Source organism: Bradyrhizobium sp. 1200_D9_N1_1 (assembly GCF_052075915.1).
GTDB lineage: Bacteria > Pseudomonadota > Alphaproteobacteria > Rhizobiales > Xanthobacteraceae > Bradyrhizobium > Bradyrhizobium diazoefficiens.
Genome location: NZ_CP197226.1, coordinates 7196247 through 7218256, shown reverse-complemented (window position 1 = coordinate 7218256; position 22010 = coordinate 7196247). Strand labels below are relative to the sequence as shown.

At 66.7% G+C, this 22010-nt stretch carries 24 protein-coding genes and 1 tRNA gene; 8 read left to right on the top strand and 17 right to left on the bottom strand.

Features of this window, described 5'->3' with window-relative positions; genetic code table 11:
* Positions 1-23 precede the first annotated feature (23 nt).
* Positions 24-272 (bottom strand): hypothetical protein, encoded by a 249-nt coding sequence (locus tag AB5K84_RS34490; RefSeq protein ID WP_133415007.1) that lies wholly within the window; start codon positions 270-272, stop codon positions 24-26.
* Here AB5K84_RS34490 and AB5K84_RS34485 point away from each other — a divergent pair.
* Entirely contained in the window at positions 247-1935 is a 1689-nt protein-coding gene (locus AB5K84_RS34485) for a methyl-accepting chemotaxis protein (protein ID WP_441232718.1), read from the top strand. The genes AB5K84_RS34490 and AB5K84_RS34485 overlap by 26 nt on opposite strands.
* A gap of 3 nt (positions 1936-1938) precedes the next feature.
* Here AB5K84_RS34485 and AB5K84_RS34480 read toward each other — a convergent pair whose 3' ends face one another.
* The 6 genes from AB5K84_RS34480 to ygfZ all read right to left on the bottom strand — a co-directional run bounded on the left by AB5K84_RS34480 (position 1939) and on the right by ygfZ (position 8446).
* Complete coding sequence (locus AB5K84_RS34480) at positions 1939-4644, bottom strand: DUF2339 domain-containing protein (protein WP_011085336.1); 2706 nt, start codon at positions 4642-4644, stop codon at positions 1939-1941.
* 50 nt (positions 4645-4694) lie between these two features.
* The gene (locus AB5K84_RS34475) at positions 4695-5663 is read right to left on the bottom strand and encodes an NUDIX hydrolase (RefSeq protein ID WP_028175624.1); all 969 of its coding nucleotides are present in this window, start codon (positions 5661-5663) and stop codon (positions 4695-4697) included.
* A 19-nt stretch (positions 5664-5682) separates the two neighbouring features.
* The gene (locus AB5K84_RS34470) at positions 5683-6189 is read right to left on the bottom strand and encodes a tyrosine phosphatase family protein (protein ID WP_011085338.1); all 507 of its coding nucleotides are present in this window, start codon (positions 6187-6189) and stop codon (positions 5683-5685) included.
* 141 nt (positions 6190-6330) lie between these two features.
* Positions 6331-6945, bottom strand: a complete 615-nt coding sequence (locus AB5K84_RS34465) for a YfbR-like 5'-deoxynucleotidase (RefSeq protein WP_011085339.1) — start codon at positions 6943-6945, stop codon at positions 6331-6333.
* Entirely contained in the window at positions 6942-7568 is a 627-nt protein-coding gene (locus AB5K84_RS34460; RefSeq protein WP_011085340.1) for a DNA-3-methyladenine glycosylase I, read from the bottom strand. Before AB5K84_RS34460 ends, AB5K84_RS34465 begins: the two co-directional genes overlap by 4 nt.
* Positions 7565-8446 carry a CAF17-like 4Fe-4S cluster assembly/insertion protein YgfZ gene (gene ygfZ, locus AB5K84_RS34455; RefSeq protein WP_011085341.1) on the bottom strand — a complete coding sequence of 294 codons (882 nt, stop codon included), beginning with the start codon at positions 8444-8446 and terminating at the stop codon, positions 7565-7567. Before ygfZ ends, AB5K84_RS34460 begins: the two co-directional genes overlap by 4 nt.
* Before the next feature lie 101 nt (positions 8447-8547).
* On the opposite strand from ygfZ, the gene AB5K84_RS34450 reads away from it, so the two are divergent.
* The 5 genes from AB5K84_RS34450 (at position 8548) to AB5K84_RS34430 (ending at position 12676) form a co-directional block, all read left to right on the top strand.
* Positions 8548-9882, top strand: a complete 1335-nt coding sequence (locus tag AB5K84_RS34450; RefSeq protein WP_038965914.1) for a dihydroorotase — start codon at positions 8548-8550, stop codon at positions 9880-9882.
* Positions 9883-10062: 180 nt separating this feature from the next.
* Positions 10063-10932, top strand: a complete 870-nt coding sequence (locus tag AB5K84_RS34445) for a sulfurtransferase (protein WP_011085343.1) — start codon at positions 10063-10065, stop codon at positions 10930-10932.
* Positions 10933-11013: 81 nt separating this feature from the next.
* On the top strand, positions 11014-11718 hold the full coding sequence (locus AB5K84_RS34440; protein WP_038965913.1) for an RNA polymerase sigma factor: 705 nt from the start codon (positions 11014-11016) through the stop codon (positions 11716-11718).
* Positions 11719-11811: 93 nt separating this feature from the next.
* Positions 11812-12345, top strand: coding sequence for a DUF4142 domain-containing protein (locus tag AB5K84_RS34435; protein WP_038965912.1), 534 nt, complete (start codon positions 11812-11814; stop codon positions 12343-12345).
* Positions 12346-12355: 10 nt separating this feature from the next.
* Complete coding sequence (locus tag AB5K84_RS34430) at positions 12356-12676, top strand: cupredoxin domain-containing protein (RefSeq protein WP_011085346.1); 321 nt, start codon at positions 12356-12358, stop codon at positions 12674-12676.
* A gap of 196 nt (positions 12677-12872) precedes the next feature.
* On the opposite strand, the gene AB5K84_RS34425 is transcribed toward AB5K84_RS34430, so the two are convergent.
* The 4 genes from AB5K84_RS34425 to AB5K84_RS34410 all read right to left on the bottom strand — a co-directional run bounded on the left by AB5K84_RS34425 (position 12873) and on the right by AB5K84_RS34410 (position 14842).
* Positions 12873-13139 (bottom strand): hypothetical protein, encoded by a 267-nt coding sequence (locus AB5K84_RS34425; RefSeq protein ID WP_008135624.1) that lies wholly within the window; start codon positions 13137-13139, stop codon positions 12873-12875.
* 185 nt (positions 13140-13324) lie between these two features.
* Positions 13325-13702: a TIGR02301 family protein gene (locus AB5K84_RS34420; RefSeq protein ID WP_011085347.1), complete on the bottom strand. Its 378-nt coding sequence runs from the start codon at positions 13700-13702 to the stop codon at positions 13325-13327.
* Between the two features lie 201 nt (positions 13703-13903).
* The gene (locus AB5K84_RS34415; RefSeq protein ID WP_011085348.1) at positions 13904-14338 is read right to left on the bottom strand and encodes an NUDIX hydrolase; all 435 of its coding nucleotides are present in this window, start codon (positions 14336-14338) and stop codon (positions 13904-13906) included.
* Positions 14339-14341: 3 nt separating this feature from the next.
* Positions 14342-14842 (bottom strand): hypothetical protein, encoded by a 501-nt coding sequence (locus AB5K84_RS34410; RefSeq protein ID WP_011085349.1) that lies wholly within the window; start codon positions 14840-14842, stop codon positions 14342-14344.
* 63 nt (positions 14843-14905) lie between these two features.
* Here AB5K84_RS34410 and AB5K84_RS34405 point away from each other — a divergent pair, with 63 nt between their 5' ends.
* Positions 14906-15670, top strand: coding sequence for an SOS response-associated peptidase (locus AB5K84_RS34405; protein ID WP_011085350.1), 765 nt, complete (start codon positions 14906-14908; stop codon positions 15668-15670).
* Positions 15671-15755: 85 nt separating this feature from the next.
* On the opposite strand, the gene AB5K84_RS34400 is transcribed toward AB5K84_RS34405, so the two are convergent.
* The 6 genes from AB5K84_RS34400 to AB5K84_RS34375 all read right to left on the bottom strand — a co-directional run bounded on the left by AB5K84_RS34400 (position 15756) and on the right by AB5K84_RS34375 (position 21759).
* Positions 15756-16949 carry a CaiB/BaiF CoA transferase family protein gene (locus AB5K84_RS34400; RefSeq protein ID WP_011085351.1) on the bottom strand — a complete coding sequence of 398 codons (1194 nt, stop codon included), beginning with the start codon at positions 16947-16949 and terminating at the stop codon, positions 15756-15758.
* Positions 16950-16985: 36 nt separating this feature from the next.
* On the bottom strand, positions 16986-17915 hold the full coding sequence (locus tag AB5K84_RS34395; protein ID WP_011085352.1) for a glycine reductase: 930 nt from the start codon (positions 17913-17915) through the stop codon (positions 16986-16988).
* A gap of 292 nt (positions 17916-18207) precedes the next feature.
* On the bottom strand, positions 18208-18789 hold the full coding sequence (locus AB5K84_RS34390; RefSeq protein ID WP_038965911.1) for an NUDIX domain-containing protein: 582 nt from the start codon (positions 18787-18789) through the stop codon (positions 18208-18210).
* 16 nt (positions 18790-18805) lie between these two features.
* Positions 18806-19246: a GNAT family acetyltransferase gene (locus AB5K84_RS34385; protein WP_011085354.1), complete on the bottom strand. Its 441-nt coding sequence runs from the start codon at positions 19244-19246 to the stop codon at positions 18806-18808.
* The gene (locus tag AB5K84_RS34380) at positions 19243-20670 is read right to left on the bottom strand and encodes an FAD-binding oxidoreductase (RefSeq protein ID WP_011085355.1); all 1428 of its coding nucleotides are present in this window, start codon (positions 20668-20670) and stop codon (positions 19243-19245) included. Before AB5K84_RS34380 ends, AB5K84_RS34385 begins: the two co-directional genes overlap by 4 nt.
* A 99-nt stretch (positions 20671-20769) precedes the next feature.
* Entirely contained in the window at positions 20770-21759 is a 990-nt protein-coding gene (locus tag AB5K84_RS34375) for an L-threonylcarbamoyladenylate synthase (protein WP_011085356.1), read from the bottom strand.
* 68 nt (positions 21760-21827) lie between these two features.
* On the opposite strand from AB5K84_RS34375, the gene AB5K84_RS34370 reads away from it, so the two are divergent.
* Positions 21828-21904, top strand: a tRNA-Pro gene (locus tag AB5K84_RS34370).
* Positions 21905-22010: the final 106 nt, after the last annotated feature.

The window sequence follows — 22010 nt, the reverse complement described above, 5'->3', positions numbered from 1 at the left end:
CGACCGCATCGCAACACGAGATATCAGTGCTGCCGCAACAGATAGTTGCAGGGAAAATAACGACGACGCGGGCGGTCCCGTAATTTTACGTAGGTTCCTGTTAACGCCTGTTTGCGACTATTAGGCGCAATCTCATGGGATAAGAACCAGCCAGCATCGATGAATTGACTTCCGCCCTGTCGCCCGTCGCGACGATTGCGGCGCAGGCGATTCACGCGTTGCCGGGTATCATCGGGATTTGTCGTGATGTCGAAGTTGTCGATCGTCTTCAAGCTTCTGGCCGTGTTGTCGGTCCTCGTGCTGTCACTCGCCGGCGTCGGCGTGACCGCGATCGGCACCATGCAGAACATCAATGCGCATACGGTCGAGATCGCGGAGAGCTGGCTGCCGAGCGTGCGCGCGCTCGGTTCGCTTCGCGCCGACATCAATGAGCTGCGCGTCGCGCTCCGTCTGCATCTGATGCAGGACAGCGCGGAAGGCAAGGATGCGGCCGAGAAGCGCCTCGCCTCGCTGCAGGGGCGCATCGACCAGACGCGCAAGGTCTACGAGCCGCTGATCACGACCGCCGAGGAGCGCTCGCTCTACGGGCAATGGACCAAGGCGTGGGCCGAGTATCTGAACGGCGTGCAGGACGTGATGGCGCTGTCGCGCAAGAGCGTCGGTCGTTTCCCGATCGAGGCCAACGAGCTGTTGCAGACCAAGGTCGCCAAGATGGCCCAGGCGGCCGATCCGTTGCTCCAGAAGGGCATCGAGCTCAACAACCGGGGTGCAGAGCTGGAGACCAAGCAGGCGGCCGACAGCTACGCCATGATCTTCCGCGTGCTGGTCGGCATCATCGTGTTCTCGGTCGTGATTGCGATCGCCGCCGCCTATTATCTCGTGCGCGACGTTTCGCGTGGTATTGCCTCGATCATCCGTCCGATGCAGTCGCTCGGCGAGGGCGACCTTTCGGCCGAGGTGCCGCATCGCGGCGAGAAGACCGAGATCGGCTCGATGGCGGATGCGCTCCAGATCTTCAAGGAAGCGCTGATCGCCAAGAAGGCTGCCGACGAGGCCGCCGCCGACGACGCCGAAGCCAAGATCGAGCGCGGCCGCCGTGTCGATGCCATTACCCGCAAGTTCGAAGCCATGATCGGCGAAGTCGTCGGCACTGTCTCCTCGGCCTCGACCGAGCTCGAGGCGTCGGCGTCGACGTTGACCAGCACCGCGCGGCGTGGGCAGGAGCTCGCGACCGTCGTGGCGGCAGCCTCCGAGGAAGCCTCCACCAACGTCCAGGCCGTGGCCTCCGCCTCGGAGGAGCTGTCGTCCTCGATCACCGAGATCAGCCGCCGCGTGCAGGATTCGGCGCGGATGGCGGCGGAAGCCGTCGAGCAGGCGGCGCGGACCAACGAGCGCGTCAACGCGCTGTCGCAGGCCGCCTCCCGCATCGGCGACGTCGTCGAGCTCATCAACACGATCGCAGGCCAGACCAATTTGCTGGCGCTGAACGCGACCATCGAGGCGGCGCGCGCCGGCGAGGCCGGCCGCGGCTTTGCGGTCGTCGCCTCCGAGGTCAAGGCATTGGCCGAGCAGACCGCGAAGGCGACCGGCGAGATCGGGGCCCAGGTTTCGGGCATCCAGGCTGCAACGCAGGAATCCGTCAGCGCTATCCAGGAGATCGGCGGCACCATCGAGCGGCTGTCCGAAGTGTCCGCGGCGATCGCCGCGGCCGTCGAGGAGCAGGGCGCCGCCACGCAGGAGATCTCGCGCAACGTCCAGCAGGCCTCGGTCGGCACGCAGGAGGTCTCGGCGAACATCACCGACGTGCAGCGCGGTGCGATCGAGACCGGCGAGGCCTCGACCGAAGTGCTGTCGGCGGCGAAATCGCTGGCGACCGACAGCACGCGCCTCAAGGTCGAGGTCGCGCAGTTCCTGGATTCGGTCCGCGCGGCCTGATCTTCAACTTCCCGTCTGTGGAGCCGGCGGCGGAGCCTGCCGCCGGAACAGGATGCGCTGGTAGAGCCATCCGATCGCGACCAGCACGACGCCGAGGCACATGAACGACAGCGCGCGGTAAACGCCTGTCAGCGTCGACATGTCGATCACGAAGGCCTTCAGGATCGTCAGCGCGATGACGGCGGCGGACGCAAGCCGCGCGCGCTCCGAGTTGACGAGGATGCCGACGCCGAGCAGCACCACGCCGAAGGCGAGCCAGCCGATCGAGTAGGTGTATTGCTCGGCCCCCGTCGTCTCGCCGCTGGACAGGATCGGGCCGTGATAGAAGCGGCGGATCTCCAGCGTGACATAGGCGAGCGCGAACACGAGCGCGCCGCCAGCGATGGTGTTGGCATAGGCCTTGCCACGCTCGCCGACCACCGCATAGGACAGCAGCAGCATCAGCACCGCCGGCAGCGCGTAGCCGAGCAGCAGCAGGTTGAACACGGCGCCGCCGACGTCGATATGCCACAGCAGCGGGTTCTCCAGGATCAGTAGGCCGAACACGCTGATGAGCCCGCCGATGGCCGTGAGCACCACCGCGCCGACATTGTGCACGATACTGCGGCTGCGCAGCCTCAGCCGTTCCAGCCCGATCGCCATGGCGAACGCGACGCAGACTTGCAGCGCGCATTCGAGCAGCGACGGCGCAGACGTCATCTGGCCTCCAGTCGCAAAGTGCCGGATCTCCATGAAGGCGAGCAGCGCGGTGAACAGGATCGCGGCGGCTTCCACCATGCGCAGCGGCGCATCGTCGCCGCGGCGGCGCAGGAAGATGCTCGCGCCCCAGAACGAGACTGCCGGCAGGCCGTAGCCCCACAGCAGCCAATTGAAGATCGGCGTCGTGCCGACGGCATCGCCGACGATGCGCGGATCATAGACGATGCGCGCGGTGACGATCGCGGCGAAAATGGCCGCGAGCCGGCGCAGGACCGGGATCGGGCGCTGCAGCGAGATCCAGGCGGTGCCGAGCGACATCAGCGCCAGTGCAATCGTGAGCCAGCCCTTCTCGAGCGCGAAGGTCAGCGCCAGCGCCAGCGCGCCGAGCGTGCCGGTCGCGAACAGCGCGACGGAGGTCGCAGCGCCCGGCCGATCTTCGCGGCGCGCAAGCGCTTCGGTGGCGGCGGCAAAGGCCGCGGCAAGCAGCACCGCGAGGATCGCGAACGGGATCGAGCGATCCAGATGGGCAATGCGTGCATAGAGCGCAACGAGGATCGCAATGGGCGTGGCGACACCCGCCGCCGACCACACCACCGGAATGATCGCCGAGTTCGAGCGGCCCTGCGCGAAAAAGCCGGCCATGCCGAAGCCGGCGGCGAAGATCGCGGCCGTCACCAGATGCAGCGTCACGGAGCTGTCGGTCGCGACCGGTCCGATGCCGGGCAAGGGGCCGCCGGGCAGCACCAGCATGTCGGGATTGGCGCGCACCGCCCACTCGGCGAACACGATGAAGACGGTCGCCGCGGCCGCGCCCAGCGCGCCGGTCGCTGCCGGCGCGCGCCAGGCGACGAACAGCGTCGCACCGACGAGAAGCGTGAAGGCGATCAGCGCCAGATCCGCATGCGCGCTCGACAGCACGATCAGCATCGCGCCGAACAGATAGGCGCCGAGCGAGCTCGACGACACCGGCTCGATCTCGCCGTCCTCGATGCTGGGCCCGAACATGAAGCCGCAGACGACGAGCAGCGCAGCCAGCACGAATCCCGCGATCGCATGGAAGGCGTGCGGCGCGACCTGCACGTCACTGGTGTCCAGACCCGGGAAGATCCAGAGCACAGCGAAGGCGATCGTGGTCACCGCAAGCCAGCGCCACAGCCGGATGCGGGCAAGGCCGAAGCTCGCGGCGGTGACGATCGCAAGATAGATGTAGAGCGCCCAATAGTCCGGCTTGCCGCTGGAGACGAGGAGCGGGGTCACGAACGCGCCGACCACGCCGAGGCCGGCGAGCGCGGGCCCGTGCAGCAGGGCGGCGGCAAGCGTGCCGAGTGCGACGAGGCCGAGCAGCACGAAGGCGGTCGCAGGCACGAGGAAGCCATAGAGCGCGTAGGCGGCATAGATGGTCGCGAACGCGACGGCCGTGCCGGCCGCGGTGAGGATCGCGGGAATATTGGCGATCGGCAGCGCCGCGATGTTGGAGATGCTCTCCTTGCGCCGCGACCATTCGCCGGCGCCGAGCAGCGCGGCTGCGAACAGGCCGCCGAGGAACACGCGCACGCCGGGGCCGACGAGGCCGGCCTCGATCGAATAGCGCACCATGAAGAAGCCGCCGAGCGCGAGCGCAAGGCCGCCGATCCACACCACCCAGCGCGTGCCGAGACGCTCCTCGAAGCCAGGCTCTCTAATATCAAGCGCCGGCAGCGGAGGCGGTGCATCGGCTCCGGTGCCCGCTTCGAGCGGTGGCGGCGCAGCCACTTCGGTGACGAGCGGCGGCGGCGCCTCGGCCTCGGGCGCGAGCGGCGGTGGCTCGGCCGGAGTTGTCGCGGGCGCTTCAGCCTGCACCGGTGCGGGCATCAGCGGCGGCGGCTGCACTCGCCGTTGCGTGTAAACCATCTCTTCGAGCGAGCTCAGCCGGCGGCGCAGCTCGGCCGCCTGGTTGGAGGCCTTGATCGCGATCAGGAAGGCGATGATCGCAATGATCAGCGCAAAGACGTCAAACGGGCCGTCGAACATGAAGCCTCCAGGCAACCGGCGGGCAGGGGCCGATCGCGCAAATGTCGTATCTAGCGCCGGGAGCGCATGCGCAAGCCCGGCGCGGGCCGCTCCTGGAGCACGTCGCGGCGGAAGCGGTAGAGCGCCGCCGGCCGTCCGCCAGTCTGTGTCGACATCACGCCGGTCGGTTCGACCAGGGCTTCCGTTTCGACCAGGCGGCGGAAATTCTGCTTGTGCAGGTGCCGGCCGGAGATCGCCTCCACCGTATGCTGCAATTCGGTGAGTGTGAACTCGGCGGGCAAAAGTTCAAAGACCACAGGACGATACTTCAGTTTTGCGCGCAGCCGCGCGATCGCGGTGGCGAGGATCCGGCGATGATCGAACCGCATGGAGGTGCCGAGTGCGGGAAGCGCCTTGCGTGCTAATGCCGCAGGTCGGCCGTCGCGCCGCGCCTCCTCGATCAGCCCGGCCTCATAGAGCAGCTCGTAGCGGTCGAGCACGCGCTCCTCGTCCCAGGGCGCGCCATCGAGGCCGAAATAGAACCGCACGCGGTCCCTGCGCGGCAATGCGCGCGTCGTCTCCGGCGTCTCCTGTTCCGCCCATGTCGTCAGCGCCGGGATGATGTCGCGGGCGATGATCGCCGGCGGCTCCTCGCGCCAGTCCTCCCAGGGGAGGAAGCGATACCACGGCTCGAAGCTCGCCCCGGTTGCTGCGAGTTCGCCGTCGACGGCGCGGGTGAGTGCGAGATATCCGATCGACACCATATGCGCGCCGGTGTCGCCGGCCTCCGCATGACGGCCGCGATCGCCGAACGTATAGAGCTGCTCGACATAGCCGAGCCGCAAGCCCGCCTGCTCCTCGACCCAGGCGCGCAGGCCGATCTCGAAGGTCCGATGGCTCAGCGCATCGAACGGGCCGAACGGCAGGCCCGCCAGGCCGTCGCTGCCGCGCGCGGTGAGGATCAGCGGTTCATGGTCTTCGATCGCGACGATCGCGGCGGTCAGGCCGATCTCGATCGGCGTCAGCAGCGTCTCGCTCATGCGGCTCACTTCGCTGCTGTCATTCGAGCTCGATCACGAAGGGGCGACCCTCGACCATCATCGCGCCCGGGCCCATCTCGTCGAGCGCGCGCAGCATGCGGCCCTCGCGTCCCAGCGCGCGGTCGGCGAGGCCGACGATGCGCCGGTTCGGCGATGCGATCGGCGAGGCCGCGCGGATCTTCTTCGCGATCTCGATCTCGTCGCGATGCGGATTGAGGGCGCAGGCCGCGGCGAAGGCGCTCGCGGTGGAGCGGCTGATGCCGGCGTAGCAATGCACCACCAGCGGCGCGCTGCGTTCCCAGCGGCGCACGAAGTTCAGCACCTGGTCGATATGGGCCTCCGACGGCGCGACAAAGCCGTCCATCTCCTCGGTGATGTCGTCCATCGACACCTTGAGATGGTTGGCCGGCAGCACCGACACCGGCCGCGCCACCTGCTCGACATTGGCCATCACGGTCAGCACGTGGCTGGCCCCGGTGAGGCGGACGGTTTCGGGAAGCGCGGCGAGGGAACAGACGTGGATCATGGCGGACCTTTTCGTTGATTATAGCCGCGGCCGTAGGGTGGGCAAAGGCGCATCGCGCCGTGCCCACCATTTCGCAACTGCGCTCATCTCGCCTTGTTTGGTGGGCACGCTTCGCTTTGCCCACCCTACGAAGGGATGATGCTACGCAAACACCGCGCCAAACCGCTCCAGGAACTGCTTCTCAGCCCGCGCCGCCGTCCAGGGCGTGAGATAGTCGCGCCGGACGCTGTCGGGCAGGCCGGGATCCTTGCCGAACAGGCGCCTCGCCTCGGCATCGCTGAAGCCGGCGAGCTCGGTCGCCTCGAGGTAAGCCGCGCCGCGATCGGCGGCCTTGATGGCCAGCGTGATCTCGTCGGGCAGCACCGGCGGCAGGCCGAAGCGGATGTGGATGGCGCCGAGCAGGCGCTTCTCGACCGCCTTGTAATGGCCGTCAAGCACGGCCTTGAACGGCGAGATCATGTCGCCGATCACGTATTCGGGCGCGTCGTGCAGCAGGGCTGCGAGCCGCACGCGCTGGTCCACGCGCGGCGTTTCGTGCCGCATCACGGTCTCCACCAGCAGCGTGTGCTGCGCGACCGAGAAGATGTGCGCGCCTGTCGTCTGCCCGTTCCAGCGCGCCACGCGCGCCAGCCCATGCGCGATGTCGGCGATCTCGATGTCGAGCGGAGAGGGATCGAGCAGATCGAGCCGCCGGCCCGACAGCATGCGCTGCCAGGCGCGGGACTCCGCGCCGCGTGCCGACTTCTTCGCGCTCATTTGACCTTGAGGCGCGGCTTGCGCTGCGTCTTGCCGCAGCTGGCGTGACAATGGCAGTCGACGAGATGGTCGTTGACCATGCCGGTCGCCTGCATGAAGGCGTAGACGATGGTCGGGCCGACGAACTTGAAGCCGCGCGAGGACAGCTCCTTGGAGATCTGCACCGACAGCGGCGTGGAGGCCGGCACGCTCGCCGTGGTCTTGAAGTTGTTGACCTTGGGCCTTCCGTCCATGAAGTCCCACAGCAGCTTCGAGAAGCCCGGCCCCTTCTCCATGATGTCCAGATAGGACTTCGCACTCAGGATCGCGCCGTCGATCTTGGCGCGGTTGCGCACGATGCCGGCATCGTTCATCAGCGCGTGCACCTTCTTGGCATTGTAGCGCGCGATCTTCTCCGGCTGGAAATCGTCGAAGGCTTTGCGGAAATTGTCGCGCTTGCGCAAAATCGTGATCCAGGACAGGCCGGCCTGGAAGCCATCGAGGATCAGCTTCTCGTACAACGCGCGGTCGTCATATTCAGGCACGCCCCACTCGGTGTCGTGATAGGCGACATAGAGCGGATCTTCGCCCGGCCAGGGGCAGCGGGTCAGGCCGTCGGGATGCAGGCGAGGGGCGCGGCTCATGCGGTGGGCTGCTTGGCTGGAATGCGTACGACTTCAGGTTCGGCGAGCGTCAAGGCAAGTCCGCCAGCCGTGAGCGGCTGGCCGGCATCGAGCGCGTCGGCGACGCGGTCGATGCGCACCAGCGCGATGCCCTTGCCATCGGCAGAAGAGCCAATGGTGCCGACCGGCTTGTCGCCGGCGAGAATGGCAGCACCAATCTCGGGCGAGGGTCCGTCGAGCAGCACCTTGACGCTGCGGGTGCGCGCGGTGCCGCGATGCTGCATGCGCGAGACGACCTCCTGGCCGACATAGCAGCCCTTGTCGAAATCGACGCCGGCGAGGCGGTCCATATTGGTCTCGTGCGGGAATGCATCGCTGTACATGAAGTCGAGCCCGCCGCGCGGCACGCCAAGCGCGATGCGATGTGCCTCATAGGCGGCCGCGTCGACCAGCTCGGCGCCGATGAGGTCGGACAGCTTCTGCTTGAGATCCTCGGGGATCAGGATGCGGGTGCCGAGCCCGTCATGGCGCGGATCGGCGAAGGCAAGGTCCGGCTGGGCCGCGAGCGCGCCGTCCCAGGCGGCGAGCACGCCGAGATCGTCGGAGAGGTTTTCCACGGTGGCCTTGGCGCGCAGCTTGTAGAATTTCAGCTTGGTCGCGAGGCCCTCGGCCAGCGCTTTGGGGCAGTCGATCAGGAACCCGCCGCCATGGCCGGCCGGCACCTCCGTGATCAGGAAATCGACGATGATCTTGCCCTGCGGCGTCAGCAGCGCGCCGAATCGCCCCAAGCCCGGCTTCAGCCTGTCGAGGTCGGTCGTGACGAGGCCGTTGAGGAAGTTGCGCGCATCCTCGCCCGCGACCTTGACCACGCCCCGGTCGGGAAGAAACGCTGATTTCATGAGAAAATCTCTTGCGACATGTTGCTCCGGAACGTAAGCCCGCAGCGCATAAACGACAAGACCTCGAGCCCTGCGCTTGGGGATGAGAGGGGCCTTCAGCCATGACCCAGCGTTTCGATGTGATCCTCAGGGGCGGCACTGTCGTCAACCAGGACGGCGAGGGCCTGCGCGACATCGGCATTGCGAGCGGCCGCATCGCCGAGATCGGCGCGCTGTCGCAAGCCTCCGCCGCCGAGGTGATCGACTGCAAGGGCCTGCACATCCTGCCCGGCGTGATGGACACGCAGGTGCATTTTCGCGAGCCCGGGCTGGAGCAGAAGGAAGACCTCGAGACCGGCTCGCGCAGCGCCGTGATGGGCGGCGTCACCGCCGTGTTCGAGATGCCGAACACATCGCCGCTCACCGTGACCGAGGCCAGCTTCACCGACAAGGTGAAGCGCGCCCGTCATCGCATGCATTGCGACTTCGCCTTCTTCATCGGCGGCACCCGCGAGAACGTGCAGGACCTGCCGGTGCTGGAACGCGCGCCCGGCTGCGCGGGCGTCAAAGTGTTCATCGGCTCCTCGACCGGCGCGCTGCTGGTCGAGGACGACGAGAGCCTGCGCCGCATCTTCCAGGTGATCCGCCGCCGCGCCGCGTTCCACGCCGAGGACGAATACCGCCTCAACGAGCGCAAGCCGCTGCGCATCGAGGGCGATCCGCGCTCGCATCCGGTCTGGCGCGACGAGACCGCGGCGCTGATGGCGACGCAGCGCCTGGTCAAGCTCGCGCATGAGACGGGCAAGCGCATCCACGTGCTGCACATCTCGACCAAGGAAGAGATCGAGTTTTTGCGCGACCACAAGGACGTCGCATCCTGCGAGGCGACGCCGCATCATCTCACGCTGGTCGCGCCCGAATGCTACGAGCGGCTCGGCACGCTGGCGCAGATGAACCCGCCTGTGCGCGGGGCCGATCACCGCGCCGGCATCTGGCGCGGCATCGAGCAGGGCATCATCGACGTGCTCGGCTCCGATCACGCCCCGCATACGCTGGAAGAAAAGCAGAAGACCTATCCCGCTTCGCCCTCGGGCATGACCGGCGTGCAGACGCTGGTGCCGCTCATGCTCGATCACGTCAACGCCGGCCGCCTGTCGCTGGCGCGGTTTGTCGATCTCACCAGCGCCGGCCCCGCGCGCCTCTACAACATGGCCTGCAAGGGCCGCATCGCGGCCGGTTACGACGCCGATTTCACCGTCGTCGACTTGAAGCGCAGCGAAACCATCACCAACAAATGGGTGGCGTCCAAGGCCGGTTGGACCCCTTACGACGGCGTCCGCGTCACGGGCTGGCCCGTCGGCACCTTCATCCGCGGCCGCCGCGTGATGTGGCAGGGCGAGCTGGTGACGCCATCGCAAGGCGAGCCGGTGCGGTTTCTGGAGACGCTGAAGGCGTAGGGCTTGGCGCGCCGCGGCACGGTGCGTGCCTCAGACTCGGTGTCATCCTGGCGAAAGCCAGGACCCATAACCCCGACCGGATATTGTTGCGAAGACTGGTGGCCAGATCTGCCCGCAGCCATATAGTGCTGTGGTAATGGGTCCTGGCTTTCGCCAGGACGACGTTGGAGAGGTCATCGCATGCCCCAACCGGCACCCCTCATCTCCACCGAACAACTCGCCGCCATCCTCGGCGATCCCGCCTTACGCCTCTACGACTGCACGACCTATAACGAACCGGTGCCGCCAGGCAGCGACTTGCCGTATCGTGCCGTTCCCGGCGACAAGACCTTCGCGGCGCGCCACATCCCCGGCGCCGATTTCCTCGATCTTCAGGGCGAGTTCTCCGACGCCTCCGCGCAGCAGTTCTTCATGATGCCCGGTGTGGCCCAGCTCGAAGCTGCCTTCGGCCGCCATGGCCTCGATGCGTCCAAGACCATCGTGCTCTACAGCATCGGCACGATGATGTGGGCGACGCGGTTCTGGTGGATGCTGCGCTCGCTCGGCGTCGACGCGCTTGTGCTCGACGGCGGTTTCGACAAATGGAAGGAAGAGGGGCGACCGGTCGAGACCGGCACACCGAAGGGCTACCCCGCCACGACCTTCAAGGCCACACCGCGCGCGGGCTTCTTTGTCGACAAGAATGTCGTGAAGGCGCGGATAGGCGATCCCGCGACCGTGATCGTCAATGCGCTCGGGCCGCAGTTTCATCGCGGCCTCGAGCCGAGCCGCTACGGCCGGCCCGGCCGAGTTCCAGGCAGCGTCAACGTATCAGCCGCAACGCTCACAAATGCGGACAAGACGCTGACGAGCCTTGCCGATGCCGAAGCGAAATTCGCCGCCCAGGGCGTTACGCGCGACAAGACCGTGATCTGTTATTGCGGCGGTGGCATCTCGGCGACGATCGACCTGTTGCTGCTGACGCAGCTCGGCTTCGACAAGCTGACGCTTTACGACGCATCGATGGGCGAATGGGCGAGGGATCCGTCGCTGCCGATCGAGACCGACTAGGGGAAGGTAAGAAAGTTGGGAACCTTTCCCTTGGGCCGGCATCCAATGTCTGGAACCAATGGAGACAAGCAGGTGACCGCAATGCAACGGACCGCAGCCGGCCTGTCCGCCGGCGCCAAGACTTCAGAATTCAGGGCCTCGGAGGCGGAACTGGTCGATCGTGCGCGAGGCCGCGACGAGTCCGCGCTGCGCGAGATCATGCAGGCCAACAACCGCAGGCTCTACCGCCTCGCGCGCGGCATTCTGCGCAGCGACAGCGAAGCCGAAGATGTGGTGCAGGAAACCTATGTCCGCGCCTTTACCCATCTCGATGGCTTCCGCGGGGAATCCGGGTTGTCGACCTGGCTGTCGCGCATCGCCATCAACGAAGCGCTCGGCCGGGCGCGAAGTGCCAGGCCCCATGTCGAGCTCAGCTCGGTGCCCGAAGCCGCGCTCGAGGCGCAGATCATCAAATTTCCCGTCTCACCCGCAGGCGATCCGGAAAGGACCATGGCCCAACGTGAAATCCAGCGCGTCGTCGAACGCGCAATCGACGAGTTGCCGGATGTCTTCCGCATGGTCTTCATCGCACGCGTCATGGAGGGCATGAACATCGAGGAGACCGCCGATCTGCTCGGCGTGAAGCCCGAAACCGTGAAGACGCGGTTGCACCGCGCCCGCACCATGCTGCGCGAGAACGTCGAGAAGGAGATCGGTCCGGTGATGATGGATGCGTTCCCGTTCGCGGGCTGGCGCTGCGAGCGCCTGACCGTGTCGGTGCTGAAGCGGCTCGGCGTCGGCGGCTGAAGTTTTTCGGGAACGTTTGCGCGAAATTCCCATCCAACACCTGTGAAGCAACGCGCCGGCGGACCCCGTCCGGCAGCACAGGAGTGTCAAACCATGTTCATTCGACGGAGCGCGGCTGTTGCCGCAGCAATCTTGTTGTCGAGCCCCGCGCTGCTGCAAGGCGCCGGCGCAGCCGACAAGCCGACCGATCCGCAGATCGCCCATATCGCCTACACCGCGGGCGTGATCGACATCAACGCCGCCAAGCAGGCGCAGAAACAGGCGCAGAACAAGGACGTCAAGGCGTTTGCCGAGGACATGCTGCGCGACCACGAGGCCGTCAACAAGCAGGCGCTCGCGCTGGTCAAGAAGCTGAACGTCACGCCCGAGGACAACGACACCAGCAAGGCGCTGTCGAAGCAGGCGAGTGACAAGCTGGCTGAGCTCGACAAGCTGAGCGGCGCGGCCTTCGACAAGGCCTATGTCGTCAACGAGGTCGCCTACCACAAGGCGGTCAACGGTGCGCTGGAGACCCAGCTGATTCCGTCGGCGAACAATGCCGAGCTGAAGAGCCTGTTGCAGACCGGCCTGAAGATTTTCCAGGGCCATCAGCAGCACGCCGAGCACGTCGCGGCCGAGCTGAAATAGGGAGCGTGGGATGAAGCCGGGACGCCTCGCTTCGATCGCGCTTGCGATCATCTTCCTGCCGATGGCCGTCCCGGCGCACGCGGCGACCATCGAGATCACGATGGAGAATCTCGTGATCTCACCGACTGAGGTGTCGGCGAAGGTCGGGGACACCATCAGGTGGGTCAACAAGGACGTCTTCGCCCACACCGCCACCGCGAAGAACGGCGATTTCGACGTGACGTTACAGCCCGAGAAATCGGCGACGTTCGTTCTGAAGAAGGCGGGAGCGGTCGACTATTACTGCCGCTATCATCCCAACATGAAAGCGACGCTCAAGGTCGAGCCGTGAGGGAGGAGGGAGTGCATTCCCAATCGTGGCGGGAATATCTCCCGGTCATCGCGAGACTAATGCTTGTCCGGGGGAGCCGGCTTCCGTGCGATAAACGCAGCAGACTTCGCGAACCTGTTCACCAGATCCCGTTCGCCAAGTCATTCATCCGTCAACTGGCCCCGCCCGCGTGGCGGGGTCATTTTCGAAAAGGCGCTTACTGCCGGGAGATGTCGACGGAGAATTCGCCGTTGCGGATCCGGCCGGGAAAGCCCTCGACGAACTTCGCTACCGCGTCCTCGCCATAGGTGCCGACGAGCTCGGCAAAGGCCGCAAACAGGCTCGCCTGCGCCAGGCAGTCGCCGTCGACGCCGTCATGGCGCGCTTCGGCCCAGGCCTCGTTGAGATAGCTCAGTGCGGCCTGTTTCTGCTCGTGGTCGGGCAGCGGCGCGCGGGCGGGGGCGTAGGAAATCGGCTGGCTCATGAAACTCGATCAGGGCTGGGGCGCGATCCACGGCGATGCGCTGTGCGAGTGGTGTAGCACGCGTATTAACGCCCGCTAGGCCACATCTTTAAGAACGGTTAATGGCTGTGAACAAAGACGATGACAGGGTTCCCGTCGCCGTCATTCCGGGCTCGTACTACGCGCGCCCCGGAATGACGGCGAGATCAGTTCGCGTAGCGCGCCGTGAGATCGCGCGAGATCTTCGAGCCTTCCTCGATGTAGCGGCGGATCGCGACGGTGGCGGCCGGCGTGCAGCTCCGGTAGGTCTGCTGGAAGCCGTTATAGCCGCGGTTGAAGCCGGCGATCATGCGGGTGCGGCGCTCTCCGGAGGGGGTTTCGGCATCGATCAGCGCCTGCATCTCGCTGCGCCATTTGTTGCCCTCGTTGGACCCGCAAATGCCGCGCAGATAGTGCAGGCCGCCGAGGATCTCCGCCAGCCGCTGCAAATCGGCGTCAAACGGCGCCGCCACGTCCTGGGCCCTCGTGGGCACCGAGGCGCAGGCGAGGATCAGGGCAAAAATGGCCAGAAATCGCGTCGACATCGGCGGGGTGTATGCCCCCTCAGGGCGGCGGGCGCAAGGCGGGCTGCGCGAGCGGTGTGCTCCCTCCCCCGCTTGCGGGGGAGGGTTGGGGAGAGGGTGCCTCCGCTAGCGAGAACCCCCCAGAGGAGAAAGCCCTCACCCGCGCCTTCGGCGCGACCTCTCCCGCAAGCGGGAGAGGTATAGCGGCGCCCGCGGCTCGGCCTATGCCTCAATCAAGCGCGCGGCGGATTGAATGACCTCCTCCAGCCCCCCGGTCAGCTTGATGTCGCCGAGGCTCGCCAGGGCATCGGGGGCGATCCAGCGGTAGTCGTCGAGCTCGTCGTTCAAAACCGGCTCCCGGGCCGCCCAGCGGGCGGCAAAGGACATGATCAGGTAGTGGCCGGCGCCGGCCGTGGCCGGCAGCACCTCGCGCCAGCCGGCAAGGCCAATGATCTCGATGGCGAGCCCGGTCTCCTCGTCCACCTCGCGCACCAGGGCCTGGTGCAGCGATTCGCCGAACTCGACCCGGCCGCCGGGCAGCGAATAGAACCCCTTGGCGGGCGATCGGGCGCGGCGGGTCAGAAGCACCTTGCCATCACGAAAAATCGCGGCGCTGACCGCAATCTGGGGATGGGTGGGCTGGACGACCGCAGACACGGCTCAGTTTGCCATGATGGTGTCGACGTCGGCTTCCGCCCCGCCATTGATGATGCCGCCGCAGGCAGCGATCAGCGGCTTGACCCAGAGGGTGGCCTGCTCGGCCAGGCGGACGCGGGTGGTGTCCTTCTCGACCTCGCGCATGGCCGAGCCGACCGCGGTCAGAATCGAGGTCATCGTGTCGGTGAGGTGGTCGAACTGGGCGCGCACGTTGGGATCGGCCTTCTCATAGGCTTCGATGGCGAGGTCGCGTGCCTTGAAGTTCGACGCCGTGAAATGCTCGGCATAGGACAGCGGCGACCAGGTCAGAAAGTCTTCGGCGCATTCCGGCATGTCCGGGACCATTTCGAGCAGCATCACCGCTTCATTGAAATGGTTGAGATAGTCGGTGGCAAGCCCGGTCCGCGGGTTGATGTTGGCCACGCGCAGCCGTTCGGCCCAGGCCGCTGCCTCGGGGCCCGTCTGTACATGCGTCCGCGCGGGTTGGGAGGCCATTGAGCTCATTCGCCGCAGTGTTAACGTTCGGGGTTAAAAGGACCTGAACGGACCCTATATAGACGCCCAAGGATGTGTGGACGCTTCGTCATAACTTCGGCCCCCGCGGCTTTGCGGCAACTGTTCGGCTATGTCGAGCAGCCGAATTTCCCGCCCCGGTACAATGTCGCCCCGACGCAACCGATTCCGGTCGTGCTGGTCGAGAACGGCGCGCGCCATTTCCGCCTGATGCGCTGGGGTCTGCTGCCGGGCTGGGTCAAGGATCCCAAAGGCTTTACGCTCCTGATCAACGCCCGCTCGGAGACGGTGCTGGAGAAGCCCGCCTTCAAACGCGCGATTCGCCGGCGGCGCGGCCTGATCCCGGCCGACGGGTACTACGAATGGAAGGCGGTGGATGGCCGCAAGCAGCCGTTCTTCATCCATCGGGCCGACGGCGCGCCGCTCGGCTTTGCCGCGGTGTTCGAGACCTGGGCCGGGCCGAACGGCGAGGAGCTCGACACGGTCGCGATCGTCACGGCGGCGGCGGGCGAGGACCTCGCCGCGCTGCATGACCGCGTGCCCGTGACCATCAGCCCGCGTGATTTCGAGCGCTGGCTCGACGTTCGCGGCGACGAGGTTGACGCGATCCTGCCGCTGATGATCGCCCCGCGCATCGGCGAATTCGCCTGGCACCCGGTCTCCACCCGCGTCAATCGCGTCGCCAATGACGACGAGCAACTGCTCTTGCCGATCAGCGCGGAGGAGATGGAGGCGGAGCTGGAGGCGTCGAAGCCGAAGAGGGTCGCGCGGAAGGCGGCGGCCGCGTCATCCGATGACGGGCAGGGGTCGTTGTTTTAGCCAAGCTGGCGCCATTCACTCCGTTGTCGTCCCGGATTTGCGCTGACGCTTGTCCGGGACGACAGCGGAGTTTTTTGCTGGAGAGTCACACAATCTCCCGCGCCCGCAACGCCGCGATCTCCGCCGCATCGAAGCCCAGCTCCTCGAGCACCGCGTCGGTATCCGCGCCCAGCTCCGGCGCCATCCGGTCCAGCTTGCCGCCGCCATGCGCGAGCCTGAATCCGCTGCCGGCAAAACGCAGGCGACCATAGGGCGTATCCAGCTCCTGGATCGCACCGCGTGCCTTCACTTGCGGATGATCGATCACTTCCTCGACCTTCCAGATGCTGGCGCAGGGCGCGCCGGCATCTTCCAGAATCGTCTCCCACTCGCGCGCCGGCTTTTTCGCGAGCGCCTCTTCGATGATGGCGCGCAGGGCCGGCTCGTTCTCGTTGCGCGCGAACCAGTCGGCGAAGCGCGGATCGGACAGCGTATCCTCGCGGCCGAGCGTGCTCATCAGCGCGCGGTACTGTTTCTCGTTGTTGACGGCGAGCAGGATGTGGCCGTCGCCGCATTTGAACAAATTCGCGGTGGTCCGGCGGCTCACCGCCTGGTTGCCCGAGAGCTGCTGGCGATGGCCGGCGACCGACCAGTCCGCGATCTGCCCGGAGAGAAACGCCAGCGTCGCTTCCAGCATCGAGACGTCGATGAGCTGCCCCTTGCCGGTGCGGTCGCGCTGGTATAGCGCGCTCGACACGCCGAACGCGGCCGTGGCGCCCGAGAGCACGTCGCAGACCGCAAAGCCCGCGCGCGTCGGCCCCGTTTCAGGGTGGCCGGTGATCGCCATGATGCCTGACAGCGCCTGCATCTTGCCGTCATAGCCGGGCCGCAGGCGGTCCGGGCCGGTCTGGCCGAAGCCTGAGACGGCGCAATAGATCAGCTTTGGATTGATCGCGGACAGCGCCTCATAGCCGATGCCGAGCTTGTCCATCACGCCCGGCCGGAAATTCTCCATGACGACGTCGACCTGGGCGGCAAGCTTCTTCACGATGGCGATTGCATCGGGCTTCTGCAAATCGAGCGTCAGGCTGCGCTTGTTGCCGTTGATGGCCTGGAACGCCGGCGCGAGCCCGCGCTCGGCCCATTCGCGGCTGAGCGGCGTGCGGCGCATGTCCTCGCCCTCGCGCCGCTCGACCTTGATGACGTCAGCCCCCAGCAGCGCGAGCTGGTAGCTCGCATAGGGGCCGGCCAGCACTTGCGTGAAATCCAGGATCTTCACGCCCTCGAACGGTCGCGTCACGTCGCTCTCCCTTTTTGTTTTGGTTGCCGGAGGACGTCAGGCGGCGCGGTTGCCGCGCGCGATCTCCTTCTGCTTGTCGAATTCGGCGCGGCGGCGCGCCAGCTCTTCAGGCGAGAGCTGCGCGACATTGTTGTAGTCGAGCTTCCAGGAGGCGTCCTCGCTCCAGCGCAGCGGCGACTGCATCGTCGTCTGCGGACCGCTCGCGGTCTCGAGCAGCCTGAGTGCGAGCTCGAGCGTTTGCGCCTGCGAGGTGACGTCGTGCGGCTTGCCGGCGGAATTGCCGAGCGGGAAGTCGGAGAACAGGAAGCGCGGCACGGCGGCGTGCTCGATGATGTCCTTGGCGCAGCCCATGATCACGGTCGGAATGCCGTTCCGCTCCAGATGCCGCGCCACCAGCGCGGTGGTCTGGTGGCAGACCGGGCAGTTCGGCACCAGCACCGCGACATCGACCTTGTCGGCAAGGCAGCGCGCCAGAATCTCCGGCGCGTCGGTGTCGAGGGTGACGCGATGGCTGCGGTTGGTCGGCGCGCCGAAGAAGCGCGGAGCCACTTCGCCGATCCGGCCCGCGGCGGATGCCTTCAACAGCTGCGGCAGCGGAAACCAGGTGCCGCTGTCGGTCGCCGAGGTGTGCTTGCGGTCGTAGCCGATGTGCGAGATGCGCAAATCGTGCGCTTTCGACGTGTCGCCGTCATAGACCTGGTAGAATTTCGCGCTGCCATTGTACGCTGCGCCCGGCCCCTGGTCGCCCTTGGCGGGATCGTACGGCGCAGCCGTGGTGATGATGGTGACGCGCGATTGTGAAAGCGGTTTCTTCAGCGGCTGGAACGGCGCCTCGACATGATGTGCCCAGCGGTACGGCGTGGTGTAGCCGATCGCCGCGTAATAGTCGCGGGTGCGCTGCATGTAGGGGACGGGGGAGTCGTAGTCGGGCGCAAAGCCGAATTCGTCGTCGCGCGAAGCGGACATGGGCGCGTCTCCTGGTTCTTGTTGAGAGCCAGACTAGAGATAGTCGGCTGTGAGCTCAACAGGGGGAGGGGCGGCGCAGGCCAGAATTGCTTGCCGCGATGGCTCGCAGCGCGGCAGGTGCGCTCCCTCGCCCCGCTTGCGGGGCCGCGACGAGCTCCGCTCGCGCTCGGAGGGTTGGGGTGAGGGGGAGCCTCCGCGAGGATGGTGAGAGTTGGATTCGCGGAGGCTCCCCCTCACCCGATCGCTTCGCGATCGACCTCTCCCCGCAAGCGGGGCGAGGTGAAGACAGCACCTACCTGAACAGATGCAGCGCCGCATATTGCAGCAGCATGATCGCCTTGGCGTCGATGATCCGTCCGTCGGCGATCATCGCCAGCGCTTCGTCGATGCCAAGCTCCAGCACCTCGATGTCCTCGCCCTCGTGCTCGAGGCCCCCGCCGTCGCTGACGCGCATCTCCGGTTCGTATTCGGCGACGAAGAAGTGCAGCTTCTCGGTCACCGCGCCCGGGCTCATGAAAGCCTCGAACACCTTGTGGACGTGGTGCAGGCGATAGCCGGTTTCCTCCTCGGCCTCGGCGCGGATGCGCACCTCGGGAGAGGCATCGTCCAGTACGCCGGCCGCGGCCTCGATCAGGAGATCGTCGTAGCCGCGGATGAACACCGGCAGGCGGAACTGGCGCACCAGGATCACGGTGCGCCGCGCGCGATTGTAGGGCAGCACGGCGGCGGCGTTGTCGCGCTCATAGGTTTCCCGGTGCTGCGTCTGCCACTCGCCGTTGGCGCGCCGGTACTCGAACGTCGTGCTCTTCAGGGGAGTCCAGTTATCCGAGAGCACGCGAACGTCCTTGATGCGGACGCGGTCGGAAATGGTCATGGCTGTTTTCCGGGAGCTAGGGAGTCGAAGCGCGGCCGTCGAGCCACTTCTGGAACATCAACGAGGTGGATTCCTCGAAGCCCAGCGACTGGTAGAACGCGTTGGCCTGCGCGTTCTCGCGGCGGACCAGGAGCTGGAGCTTGGCGATGCCGGCCTGGCGCAGCCAGTCCTCGGCCGCCGCCATAATCGCCCGGCCAAAACCGCGCTTGCGGCCATCGGGGTCGACGGCGACGTAATAGACCCAGCCGCGGTGGCCGTCATGGCCGACCATCACGGTGGCGACGATCGCGCCGGACTCACGGCCGATCAGCACGGTCGAGTTGTCGCGCCGCCGCGCCAGCGCGATGTCGGCATGCGGGTCGTTCCAGGGCCGCGTCAGGCCGCAGCGCTGCCACAGCGCGACGACCGGCTCGACGTCGGCGTCGCTGACCGCATCGATCGTAAGTGAGACGCTCACAGCACCTTCCCCGGATTCATGATGCCGAGCGGGTCGAGCATTGCCTTGATGGCGCGCATCAGCTCGATCGCGGTCTTGTCCTTCACCTCGGGCAGCTCGTCGCGCTTGAGCACGCCGATGCCGTGCTCGGCCGAGATCGAGCCGCCCATGCGCAGCACGATCTCGAACACCACCGCGTTCATCTCGTGCCAGCGCGCCAGGTAGTCCGCGGTGTCGGCGCCGATCGGCTGGCTGATATTGTAGTGCAGGTTGCCGTCGCCGAGATGGCCGAACGGCACCGGCCGCGCGCCGGGGATCAGCTTCACCACGGCGGCATTGGCTTCGTCGATGAAGGCGGGCACGGCGGCGACGGGCACCGAGATGTCGTGCTTGATCGAGCCGCCCTCCGGCTTCTGCGCCGACGACATCTCCTCCCGCAGCTTCCAGAAGCCGTTGCGCTGGCTGAGGTTGGCCGCGATCACGGCGTCGTCGACGATCCCCTCCTCCATCGCGCGGGTCAGGATCGTTTCCAGCGGCGTGCGGGCATCGTCGCCCGGCGAAGACAATTCCATCAGCACGTACCAGGGATGCTTCTCTGCAAGCGGATCGCGCACGTCGATGCCGTGGCGGACCGAGAAGTCGACCGCCATCTCCGACAGCAGCTCGAAGCTCGTCAGCGCATTGGCGGCTTCGCCCTGCGCGATCGTCAGCAGCTTGAGCGCCGCGGCCGGCGACTTCAGCCCGACGAAGGCGGTCTCGACCGCCCGCGGCTTCGGAAACAGCTTCAGCGTCGCCGCCGTGATGATGCCGAGCGTGCCTTCCGCACCGATGAAGAGGTTGTGCAGATTGTAGCCGGTGTTGTCCTTCTTCAGCTTCGACAGCACGTTGAGCACGCGCCCGTCCGCGAGCACGACCTCCAGCCCCAGCGCCATCTCGCGCGCGACGCCATAGGCGAGCGCGGCGGTCCCGCCGGCATTGGTCGAGAGATTGCCGCCGATGGTGCAGCTTCCTTCCGCGCCGAGCGAGAGCGGAAACAGTCGGTCCACGTCGGATGCCTTCTGCTGCGCGATCTGCAGCACCACGCCGGCCTCGCAAGTCATGGTGTTGGAGGCGGTATCGACCTCGCGGATCTTGTCCAGCCGACGCAGCGACACCACGACCTCGCCATTGTGCGGGGTCTGGCCGCCGACGAGCCCGGTGTTGCCGCCCTGCGGCACCAGCGCGATTCTGTGCGCGGAGGCGAGCTTGCAGATTTCGGAGACTTCAGCGGTCGAGCCCGGACGCAGCACCAGCGGCGAGCGGCCGTGGAACAGATTGCGCTCCTCGGTGACATAGGCCTCGATGTCGGCCGCATCCGTGATCGCGTGGCGCTCGCCGACGATCTTGCGGAATTGCTCGATCAGCTCGGGCGCAAGCGGAGGAGTGGCAGGCTTGTTGATGTTCATTGTCTCGTCTCTACTTCGCTCTTATCTCTTGCACATGATCTTATCGGAAAACCGCTACACGCTTTGCGCTAACGCGGCCCTTCGGGTCCGGATCATGCGCTATCTCGCCACCGCAGCCCGGCGCAGCCGGTCATTGATCGCTTCGCCCAGATCGTCTTCGGGAATCGTCATCACCGCGATCGCCCGTGGCCCCTTCGCATCGAGGGCGCGAAGATAGCCGAACAGGTTGGCGGCGGCTTCATCGAGATCAGCGGTGGGCGACAAATTCATGACGGCCGCTGCGGCGTCAAGGCCGGGCAGGCGTGAAGGCCCGAACGCCAGCAGCGCCTCGCCCGGCGCCACCTCGCGCGCATTGAGCCGCACATTGGCGCGCGGCGCGTAATGCGAGGCCAGCATGCCCGGCGCCAGCGGCTGGCTGTCGTCGCTCCCGGCCTCGGCCGGCGGCCGCGCCAGGGCTGCGCCGAGCACGGCCTCGATCCGCTCGCGCGACAGTCCGCCGGGCCGGAGCAGCATCGGCGCGTTGAGGCAGCCGACAATGGTGGATTCGACGCCAACCGCGACCGGCCCGCCGTCGACGATCAGGTCGATTCGCCCGGAAAGGTCGCTCTCGACATGGGCGGCCAGCGTCGGCGAGACGTGGCCGGAGATATTGGCGGACGGCGCCACCACGGCCCCGCCAAAGGCGCGCAGGATCGCCTGCGCCACCGGGTGGGCGGGAATCCGGATCGCGACGGTGTCGAGGCCCGCGGTGGCGAGATCCGCCACCGGGCAGCCGTCCGTCTTCGGCACCACCAGCGTCAGCGGCCCCGGCCAGAACGCCTCCGCCAGCTTCAAGGCGCGCGCGTCGAACCGGCCAATGGCCTGCGCGGCGGTAATGTCGGCGACATGGGCGATCAGCGGATTGAAGGCCGGCCGCCCCTTGGCGGCATAGAGATGGGCGATCGCGGTGGCATTGGCGGCGTCCGCGCCGAGCCCGTAGACCGTCTCGGTCGCAAACGCGACCAGCCCCCCGGCGGCCAGCGTCCGGGCGGCGGCCCTGGCGGCGGCATCGCCAGCCGGTAAAATCAGCGTTTCAAGACCCGTTTTCACAGGGATAAAATTCCTCAACTCGGCCGCTTGCGGTGCGCCAAACCCGACGCTATAAGCCGACCTCTTGTCGGAGTGTGGCTCAGCCCGGTAGAGCACTGCGTTCGGGACGCAGGGGTCGCAGGTTCGAATCCTGCCACTCCGACCATTCTTTCAAAAGTTACCGTTTTCCAGAGGCTTGGCGGACCGGCCGCCGGCGCCTCGGGAGCGCCTTTTTGCAACGATTTTCGGGGCGGGTCCACGGCCGATTTGGC